The following is a 7853-nucleotide window of genomic DNA, read 5'->3' as shown; positions in this document are numbered from 1 at the left end:
CCGCAACCCGGTCGGACAGGCGCTGGCCAAAGGTGGAGGCATCGTCGGCGGCATCGGCAGCATCACGGCTGACCGGGCGGTGGTCGGTCATATGCTCCAGTACATTCACTTCTTCGGGGTCGAGGTCGGAACGGGTTTTGCCGAGAAAGCGCGTGGCCAAGTGGTCCAGGGATTTTTGTTGGCTGCCATACGAAATATCCGTCGCGAGAGTGAAGTGAGGGTCGGAACCTTATGCTCTTGTCGTAGCTAAATGGCCAGCCGACGCCGCGGTTAGATTGGCCCGTTCAGGCCGAGTTCAGTTGCCGGCTGAGTGCTTTTTTACCGCTAAGCCAGGCGCCGTCGGCTTCAATTGCGTGTTCTGAGCCTAAGCGCACACGCGGCCTGCCGGGCAAAGCGCCAAGTCGGATGCAATTTGCCCCGTGCTCCGCTAGGATTAGCCCCACTTCTTGCCCCCCTGCTGCGACGGTTTTCAATGAGTTATCAGGTTCTTGCACGTAAATGGCGTCCGCGCTCGTTCCGCGAAATGGTCGGCCAGACCCATGTGCTCAAGGCTCTGATCAACGCCCTCGACAGCCAACGCCTGCACCATGCCTATCTGTTTACCGGTACCCGCGGCGTGGGTAAAACCACCATCGCGCGCATCATCGCCAAGTGCCTGAACTGCGAAACCGGCATCAGCTCGACGCCCTGTGGCGTGTGCTCTATTTGCAAAGAAATCGATGACGGTCGTTTTATCGACCTGATCGAAGTCGACGCCGCCAGCCGCACCAAGGTGGAAGACACCCGCGAATTGCTGGATAACGTGCAATACGCGCCAAGCCGCGGGCGCTTCAAGGTCTACCTGATCGACGAAGTGCACATGTTGTCTTCGCACTCGTTTAACGCCTTGCTGAAAACCCTCGAAGAGCCGCCACCCCACGTTAAGTTTCTGCTGGCGACCACCGATCCGCAGAAGCTGCCAGTCACCATTCTTTCCCGCTGCCTGCAGTTCTCGCTGAAGAACATGCCGCCTGAGCGAGTGGTCGAGCATTTGACCCATGTGTTGGGTGTTGAGCAGGTGCCGTTCGAAGAGGACGCCTTGTGGCTGCTGGGCCGCGCCGCCGATGGGTCGATGCGCGATGCCATGAGCCTCACCGACCAGGCCATCGCCTTTGGTGAAGGCAAAGTGTTGGCCGCCGATGTGCGCGCCATGCTGGGCACCCTCGACCACGGCCAGGTGTATGGCGTGCTGCATGCATTGCTGGAAGGTGATGCGCGCGGGTTGATCGAAGCGGTACGTCATTTGGCCGAGCAAGGCCCGGATTGGGCCGGCGTGCTGGCGGAAATTCTCAATGTGCTGCACCGCGTGGCTATCGCCCAGGCCTTGCCGGACGCGGTGGACAACGGCCAGGGCGACCGTGATCGCGTGTTGGCCTTGGCTGAGGCGTTGCCGGCCGAAGACGTGCAGTTTTATTACCAAATGGGTTTGATAGGCCGCCGCGATTTGCCGTTGGCGCCGGACCCGCGCGGTGGCTTCGAGATGGTGCTGCTGCGCATGTTGGCCTTCCGCCCTGCGGATACGGGCGATGCGCCCAGGGTGGCGCTAAAGCCACTCGGGATTAGCCAGGCCACTGCTGATCCCCGACCCAACCCAGTGGCCGGCACAGCTATGGCTGCGCCGGTCGCAACTGTTGCCGTGCCAGCGCCTGTTGCGCCGTCCGCGCCAGTTCCAGCTGCGGTTGTTGAAGCGCCAGTTGTTGTGCCAGAACCTGTGGTGGTGCCTGAACCCTTGCCAGTGGTTGAGGCGGTCGCGCCAGTTGCCGCGCCGGCCATCGACTTGCCCTGGGAAGAGCCCAAGCCAGTCGCCGCTGAGCCGGTGGCAGTGGCGGCGGTTAGCGCCGAAGCGGCCGTTGTTGAGTCGAGCGAAGTTCAAGCGACTGTCGCCGAACCCTTTGTTGAAGCACCCATCGCTGACGTCGCCGTTACGTCTGAGCCGCTGCCGGAGCCGGTGGCGGAGGTCAGCGCTGTCGAAGCGGTGGTTGAGAGTGACGACGATGAGCCGCCGCTGGGTGATGACGACTATTACGTTGCCGAAGGCGAGACCGATGCGTATCTCGACGCCCTGGACGCCATGGGTATCGACACCACGCCTGCCGCCGAGCCTGAGCCATTACCCGCCGCCAAACCGGCCACCGGCCTGGCCGCTGAATGGCTCGACCTGTTCCCACGCTTAGGCATTACCGGCCTGACCGGCAGCATCGCCGCTAACTGCAGCCTGGTGGCCGTGGACGGCGACACCTGGACCCTGCACCTGGACCCAGGCCAAAGCGCACTCTTTAACGCCACCCAGCAGCGCCGCTTGAACGACGCGCTAGACGCCTACCACAAGCGCCCGATCAAGCTTGAAATCGAACTGCGCAAGCCCGAACAGGAAACCCCTGCGCAAGCGGCTTCGCGCAAACGTGCCGACCGCCAGCGTTCGGCCGAAGTCTCGATTCATGATGACCCGCTGGTACAGCAAATGATTCAGCAGTTCGCCGCGGTTATCCGCGACGGTACGATTGAGCCGGTCGAAGCCCCCGTGGCGTCCTAAGCTGGCATTTTTCAACTTAACGACTTGAGGTGATCCCCATGATGAAAGGTGGCATGGCCGGCCTGATGAAGCAGGCGCAGCAGATGCAAGAAAAAATGGCCAAGATGCAGGAAGAACTGGCCAACGCCGAAGTGACCGGCCAATCCGGCGCCGGCCTGGTAAGCGTGGTGATGACGGGCCGTCACGACGTTAAACGCATCACCCTCGACGACAGCCTGATGCAAGAAGACAAAGAAGTGCTGGAAGACCTGATTGCTGCTGCGGTGAATGATGCTGTGCGCAAAGTTGAGGCCAGCAGCCAGGAAAAAATGGGCGGCATGACCGCGGGTATGCAGTTGCCACCGGGCTTCAAGATGCCTTTCTAAGTAGCGTATCGGTGCGCACAGCACACCCTACGGAGTCTGTAGGGTGTGCTGTGCGGACCAAACGATCTGCAAGCTTGCACGATTGATCCACCCCCACGTTCCCGGATTTCCCCACCATGAGCTTTAGCCCGCTAATCCGCCAACTGATCGATTCCCTGCGCATTTTGCCGGGGGTAGGGCAGAAGACTGCGCAGCGTATGGCCTTGCAAATGCTCGAGCGCGACCGCAGCGGCGCCCTGCGTTTGGCCCAGGCGCTAACGCAAGCGATGGAGGGTGTGGGGCATTGCCAGCAATGCCGCACCTTGAGTGAGGACGCGGTGTGCCAAACCTGCCTCGACCCCCGTCGCGACGACAGCGTGCTGTGCGTGGTGGAAGGGCCAATGGACGTGAACGCGGTGGAGCAAACCGGCTTTCGCGGGCGCTATTTTGTGCTCAAGGGACATTTGTCGCCGCTCGATGGGCTGGGCCCGGAAGCGATTGGCGTGCCGGAGCTGTTGGCGCGAATCGAGGCGGGTAATTTCGCCGAAGTGATTCTGGCCACCAACCCCACCGTGGAAGGCGAAGCCACGGCGCACTATGTCGCTCAACTGATCAGCAATAAAGGCTTGATTGCCTCGCGCATCGCCCATGGCATGCCGCTGGGCGGCGAGCTGGAATTGGTCGATGGCGGCACCCTGGCGCACGCGCTGGCGGGGCGTCGGCCGATCAATCTGTAGCGGGCTACCATCCAGACAGCACAGCCTTCTACCCTTTATCGGCGCAAAAAGGTGTGCACAAATGCCGACTAGACTGTCCGAACTTGACCACCGCGAAGGGTATTCGCTATCCATTTCCAAGGAGCACGTCATGTTTGAACCAGGCCATTTGCACCTCGCCAATCTTCCAGGTCTGCCCGGCCAAGCGGAATTTTCCATCGACCTTTACTACGACGTGCGCCAAGACCCCGAGCAGGGTTCGGTGATGCATTTTCGTATGACCGGGGAAGTGAACGGCAGCACCTTTGAAGAAGAGTTTGAAATGCGCCGCGATGTAGCGTTTAACTTTGCCAGCGTGGCCACCCGCATCGCTGCCAAACATGGGTTAAATCCACGCTTAGGGCCGGTGGTGCGCGACCACAAAGAATACGACCTGATGTTTGAAGACATCCGCGAAAAGCTGCATGCCCATTCGGGCGAGCCGGTGGATTTGGATGCGATGCTTAAGCGCGATTTCTGACTGAACAGCGTGCTTGCTTGTCAGCTTATCCCGCGTGCAGGCGGCGTCCCGACGATTCGCCATCGATTGTTTACCTAAGCTGTTACTCCATCGCCCCTGGATTCCCGCCTGCGCGGGAATGACGGTAACTCCCGGGGGCCCAGATTCTCCCAGCGAGTTGGCCCTCGAAGCACTACTGCGCGGCAACGCCGCCCCTTGGATTCCCGCTTTCGCGGCAGTGACGGTAACCCCGTCGTCCCCGCGCAGGCGGGGACCCAGAATCTGCAGTCGGACGGGGCCTAAAGCATTACCACCGGGTAATGCCAGTACCTGGATGCTCGCCCTCGCGGAAATGACGCAGGTTTTCAAGATCCGCTGCTTGCAAGGTTAAGATGGCCGCTTTCTGCCGCCATTCCTCTCTGGCATTGGAGCCTCTAATGAACGCCCCTCTTCCTTCTATCGCTTTTGCTGGCATCGGCCTGATGGGCTTGCCTATGTGCCAGCGTTTGTTAGCTGCCGGTTACCCGCTGACTGTGTGGAACCGCTCCCCGGATAAATGTGCGTCGTTGGTGGCCGCTGGCGCCCGCCAGGTGTCCACTCCGGCAGAGCTCTGCGCCACGGCTGATGTGGTGATGCTTTGCCTGGCCGACACCCGTGTGGTGCGCAAGGTGGTGTTTGGTGAAGGCGGTGTGGTGGAGGGGGCGAGAGCTGGCCAATTGTTGGTCGACTTTTCCAGCCTGGAACCGGCCGCGACCCGCGAAATGGCCGCCGAGTTGGAAAGCCGCACGGGCATGCATTGGCTGGATACGCCGGTATCCGGCGGTGTAGCCGGTGCGCAGAGCGGCACGTTGGCGATTATGGCCGGGGGGCGTGAGGACGATGTTGAGCAAGTAAGACCGATCCTAATGCACCTGGGCCAACGGCTGACGCGCATGGGCGCAGTGGGCGCCGGGCAGGTGACGAAGGTGTGTAATCAGATGATCGTTGCCTGCAATGCGCTGGTGATTGCTGAAGTGGTGGCTCTGGCAGAAAAGTCAGGTGTCGATGCCAGCCTGCTGGCGCCGGCGTTGGCCGGTGGTTTTGCCGATTCCAAGCCGCTGCAGATCCTCGCGCCGCAGATGGCTGAGAGCCATTTCGAGCCGATCAAATGGCATGTGCGCACCTTACTTAAAGACCTCGATACCGCCGTGAAGCTGGCGCGTGAACATGACTCTAGTACGCCGCTCAGTGCCCTGGCCGCGCAACTCATGCGCTTGCATGGCAGTAACATTGGCAACCTTGAATGTGACCCCGCCACCCTGATCGAGTTGTACCGGGAGAAGCACTAATGAAGGTTGTCGCTAATATTTCCCTGCTGTTTACCGAGCTGCCATTGCTACAGCGCATTGTTGCCGCTGCTGCTGCAGGCTTTTCGGCGGTTGAGGTGCAGTACCCTTACGAGGTGCCGGCCGTTCAGTTTAAACAGGCGCTTGAAGCGGCGGGCCTGCCACTTGTGCTGCTGAATATTGCCGCGCCCGATTTGGCTGGCGGTGGCCCGGGTTTGGCGGCTGTGCCAGCGCGTCAGGCTGAGTTCGACCAGGCCTTGCAAGAGGCACTGACCTACGCCGCCATGGTCCGCCCACGCTTCGTCAACGTGCTGCCGGGGCGCTTGGCGCAGGGCGTTAGCCGCGAGCAGGCGCTAGCCACCTTGGTCGCCAATGTGCGCAAGGCTGCCGACGAGTTTCAGCTGTTGGGTATCAAGGTGCTAAGCGAGGCGATCAATCCGCTGGATATGCCAGGCTTTTTGATCAATACGCCGGCGCATCTGTTGGAGCTGATTGCGGCGGTCGACCACGACAACTTCGCGGCGCAGCTGGACTTTTACCATATGGCCCGGCAGGGCTTGGATCTACCCGAAGTGATCGCCGCCTTGGCGGGCAAGATCGGTCATGTGCAGTTTGCTGACTGCCCCGGCCGGCATCAGCCAGGCACCGGGGCTATCGATTTTGTTGCCGCTCTACAGACTCTGCAAAAGGCCGATTACAGCGGCTGGTTGGCCGCCGAATATCGGCCTAACGCCAGTACCCAGGAATCCCTGGGTTGGTTGGCGCAGTGGCGCGCTGCCGGCTTGCTTAGTCCTCAGTAGCGCTGTCGAGGCGCCAGTAGCCAGCGGCCTTGAGGAAGTCTTCGTTAACGCCGAAGTCATCCAACAGCACCCGGCGAATACGTCGTGAAGTCGCCGACTCGGTGGCGATCCAGGTGTACAGCGAGCCACTTGGCAAGGTGATGCCTTTCACCGCGCTGAGCAGGTCTTGCCCGGCTTCACGGTGCAGCCATTGCACCTCGACAGTGGCCGCGCTGTGCAGCGTCTGTTGTTCCGCTGCGTTGGCTACTTCGATCAAGGCCAGCACTTGGCGATTGGCCGGCAGTTCTTCTAAACGCCGAGCAATGGCAGGCAGGGCGGTTTCATCGCCGATCAGCAGGTAGCTGTCGAACATATCCGGCACGATCATCGACCCCCGCGGGCCGCCGGCGTAAAGGTATTGGCCGGGTGCCGCTTGTTCCGCCCAGGTGGAGGCGGGGCCATCGCCGTGCAGCACAAAGTCGATGTCCAGCTCGCCCAACGCGGCATCGTAACGGCGTGGCGTGTAATCGCGCATCGCCGGCTTTGGGCCGTCGCTGTCGCCACCAAATTTCATTGTCTCCAGCGCTGCTTGTTGCTCGGCATTTTCGGCGAAGAACAGCTTGATATGGTCGTCGGCACCTAGGCTGACAAAGCCTGCCAACTCCGGCCCGCCCACGGTGATGCGGCGCATACGCGGGGTCAGATCGGTCACGCGTAACACGTCCAGACGGCGGCGTTTGATTTCGTGCATGACGCGGTGGATGCCGGTCGGATTAGGTGTAGTCATTGTGCAATCTCCGAATGGGGCTGGGCTGGCAGTGGGCCTGCTGCGATAGCGGTGGCCGTGGCATTTAGTAGGTCACGTACGCGAATGATCTCCGCCTCGCTCCATTGCCCGTGGTGCAGTTGCAAGGCATGGCGCAGGTTGTGCACCGCCTCGTGAATTTGTGCCGGGCGGTCGTGGCCGCGCAGCGAGCGTTTACTGACCTCCAGGCGAACCTTCAGGCCGTCGAGCGCGGTTTGTTGCTCAGCCAGGGACGCTTGGCCGATGGCGGTCACGCTGTAGAGTTTTTTGCCGTTTTGCGCATCGCCGGCAATCAGCTCGCTTTCTTCCAGAAAAGTCAGCGTCGGGTAAATCACCCCTGGGCTGGGCGCATAGGCGCCTTCAAACATTTCTTCAATGCGGCGGATCAAGTCATAGCCATGGCTCGGTTGCTCGGCGATCAAGGCCAGTAGCAGCAACTTCAAATCGCCCGAGGCAAATACCCGGGGCCCGCGCCCGCCACGCCCACCGGGGCGGCGTTCGAACTCATCGGTTTCGCGCATATGGGGATGGTGGTGGTGAAAATGATGGTGGTCTCGCATCGTTCTGCTCTCGTCTCGGGTTATCTAAGATATAACTTAAGATATATCTTATTAATCTGGCAAGCCCCCAGGACGAACGGTCAACCGTAGGGTGTGCTGTGCGCACCTCTGGGTATGTGCCAATCCGTTGATGCGCACAGCACACCCTACGGCGACTGGCTCCGTATCCAGTTACATAACGTTTACGAATGTTCACAGACACAGCCACGCGAAGGCTCTAGATTGCACCCTGGTGCTTTGTCCTACAGTTTTT

At 60.8% G+C, this 7853-nt stretch carries 8 protein-coding genes; 6 read left to right on the top strand and 2 right to left on the bottom strand.

Annotation, left to right across the window (positions count from 1 at the left end):
- Window positions 1–472 precede the first annotated feature (472 nt).
- The 6 genes from dnaX (at window position 473) to AAAB16_RS17880 (ending at window position 6256) form a co-directional block, all read left to right on the top strand.
- The gene (gene dnaX, locus AAAB16_RS17905) at window positions 473–2572 is read left to right on the top strand and encodes a DNA polymerase III subunit gamma/tau (protein ID WP_340664542.1); all 2100 of its coding nucleotides are present in this window, start codon (window positions 473–475) and stop codon (window positions 2570–2572) included.
- A 38-nt stretch (window positions 2573–2610) separates the two neighbouring features.
- On the top strand, window positions 2611–2937 hold the full coding sequence (locus tag AAAB16_RS17900) for a YbaB/EbfC family nucleoid-associated protein (protein WP_108097054.1): 327 nt from the start codon (window positions 2611–2613) through the stop codon (window positions 2935–2937).
- Window positions 2938–3053: 116 nt separating this feature from the next.
- Window positions 3054–3653, top strand: a complete 600-nt coding sequence (gene recR, locus AAAB16_RS17895; RefSeq protein WP_340664541.1) for a recombination mediator RecR — start codon at window positions 3054–3056, stop codon at window positions 3651–3653.
- A 130-nt stretch (window positions 3654–3783) separates the two neighbouring features.
- A complete protein-coding gene (locus AAAB16_RS17890) occupies window positions 3784–4152 on the top strand; it encodes a DUF5064 family protein (protein ID WP_340664540.1) in 369 nt (122 codons plus the stop codon).
- 416 nt (window positions 4153–4568) lie between these two features.
- Window positions 4569–5459, top strand: a complete 891-nt coding sequence (locus tag AAAB16_RS17885) for an NAD(P)-dependent oxidoreductase (protein ID WP_340664539.1) — start codon at window positions 4569–4571, stop codon at window positions 5457–5459.
- A complete protein-coding gene (locus tag AAAB16_RS17880; protein WP_340664538.1) occupies window positions 5459–6256 on the top strand; it encodes a TIM barrel protein in 798 nt (265 codons plus the stop codon). The genes AAAB16_RS17885 and AAAB16_RS17880 overlap by 1 nt, the downstream gene beginning before the upstream one ends.
- Here the strand turns inward: AAAB16_RS17880 and AAAB16_RS17875 are convergent.
- Window positions 6243–7022, bottom strand: coding sequence for a siderophore-interacting protein (locus AAAB16_RS17875; protein ID WP_340664537.1), 780 nt, complete (start codon window positions 7020–7022; stop codon window positions 6243–6245). The genes AAAB16_RS17880 and AAAB16_RS17875 overlap by 14 nt on opposite strands.
- Window positions 7019–7600, bottom strand: a complete 582-nt coding sequence (locus AAAB16_RS17870; protein ID WP_340664536.1) for a PadR family transcriptional regulator — start codon at window positions 7598–7600, stop codon at window positions 7019–7021. Before AAAB16_RS17870 ends, AAAB16_RS17875 begins: the two co-directional genes overlap by 4 nt.
- Window positions 7601–7853: the final 253 nt, after the last annotated feature.

Source organism: Pseudomonas sp., from assembly GCF_037994325.1.
Lineage (GTDB): Bacteria > Pseudomonadota > Gammaproteobacteria > Pseudomonadales > Pseudomonadaceae > Aquipseudomonas.
Note: the sequence above shows the minus strand (reverse complement) of the source record. Positions and strands in the feature narration are given on the sequence as shown.

Excerpts from the sequence above, each read along its gene's own strand:
- AAAB16_RS17890 (WP_340664540.1), top strand. The coding sequence starts at position 3,784 with ATGTTTGAACCAGGCCATTTGCACCTCGCCAATCTTCCAGGTCTGCCC.
- AAAB16_RS17885 (WP_340664539.1), top strand. The coding sequence starts at position 4,569 with ATGAACGCCCCTCTTCCTTCTATCGCTTTTGCTGGCATCGGCCTGATG.
- recR (WP_340664541.1), top strand. The coding sequence starts at position 3,054 with ATGAGCTTTAGCCCGCTAATCCGCCAACTGATCGATTCCCTGCGCATT.
- dnaX (WP_340664542.1), top strand. The coding sequence starts at position 473 with ATGAGTTATCAGGTTCTTGCACGTAAATGGCGTCCGCGCTCGTTCCGC.
- AAAB16_RS17900 (WP_108097054.1), top strand. The coding sequence starts at position 2,611 with ATGATGAAAGGTGGCATGGCCGGCCTGATGAAGCAGGCGCAGCAGATG.
- AAAB16_RS17875 (WP_340664537.1), bottom strand. The coding sequence starts at position 7,022 with ATGACTACACCTAATCCGACCGGCATCCACCGCGTCATGCACGAAATC.
- AAAB16_RS17870 (WP_340664536.1), bottom strand. The coding sequence starts at position 7,600 with ATGCGAGACCACCATCATTTTCACCACCACCATCCCCATATGCGCGAA.
- AAAB16_RS17880 (WP_340664538.1), top strand. The coding sequence starts at position 5,459 with ATGAAGGTTGTCGCTAATATTTCCCTGCTGTTTACCGAGCTGCCATTG.